Origin of the sequence: Borrelia persica No12 (genome assembly GCF_000500045.1) — a bacterium.
Taxonomy (GTDB): domain Bacteria; phylum Spirochaetota; class Spirochaetia; order Borreliales; family Borreliaceae; genus Borrelia; species Borrelia persica.
In genome coordinates this window covers 1-780 of sequence record NZ_AYOT01000239.1, presented here as the reverse complement: position 1 = coordinate 780, position 780 = coordinate 1, and the positions used below count along the sequence as shown (strand labels likewise).

2 protein-coding genes are annotated in these 780 nt (G+C 26.3%); one reads left to right on the top strand and one right to left on the bottom strand.

Annotated elements, in window-relative coordinates; all coding sequences use genetic code 11:
* The coding region (locus U881_RS12100; RefSeq protein WP_152520740.1) for a DUF603 domain-containing protein at positions 1-179 on the bottom strand (179 nt) is incomplete at its 3' end.
* Between the two features lie 148 nt (positions 180-327).
* On the opposite strand from U881_RS12100, the gene U881_RS0110100 reads away from it, so the two are divergent.
* On the top strand, positions 328-759 hold the full coding sequence (locus tag U881_RS0110100; protein ID WP_024654279.1) for an Mlp family lipoprotein: 432 nt from the start codon (positions 328-330) through the stop codon (positions 757-759).
* Positions 760-780 lie beyond the last annotated feature (21 nt).

The window sequence follows — 780 nt, the reverse complement described above, 5'->3', positions numbered from 1 at the left end:
GTAACTTTAGTATTACTACCAAATTCTTTTGGATTGTCTCTAATACTCTCCCATTTTTGTCTCATTTTACATACATTCGCTCGTGAAACTCCCATCTCTTTAGCTATTTCAGTATCACTTAAGCGACCTTCATTGAAATACATGACATAATCTTCATATCCCCTTTTTATTTTACTCATATCCCTTCAACCTTTTAAGTTAACAATAAGTTAACAAAAATTAATTTTGTTTACATAAACTTTATAACAAAACATTAAACTTTACAAAACAAATAAACAATAAGATAAATGATATATATTTTTTAAAATCATATATAAGGAGATTTGAATGAAAAAAATCAATATTATTTTGATCTTATTATTACTAATGATTAATAGTTGTGATCAGTATAAACAAAAAAACACTGATAATGACAAACCTCAAAAAGATGAAGCAGAACAAACAGAAGGGATTAAAAAAACACCAGAAGAAATACTCAAAGAAAAGTTAAATGACACTGAAAAAGTAAATCTAAATTTCTTAAAAGAAGCATTGAATAATGAAAGTGATTTTAACAAGTTTTTAAGTCATGATGAATCTGCAATAAAGTCTGTACTTCAACATATCCAAAGTGAACTTAACAAATGTACTGGAGATAATGCAGAAAATCAAAAGAACACATTTAAACAAGTTTTAGAGGGCTCATTTAAATCTAATAGTAATAATTTAGATCAATTTAAAAATGAAGCGTCAAGTGCTTGTAACGGAGCAGGGGGATAAAGATAAAATTACAAACAAATT

Excerpts from the sequence above, each read along its gene's own strand:
- U881_RS0110100 (WP_024654279.1), top strand. The coding sequence starts at position 328 with ATGAAAAAAATCAATATTATTTTGATCTTATTATTACTAATGATTAAT.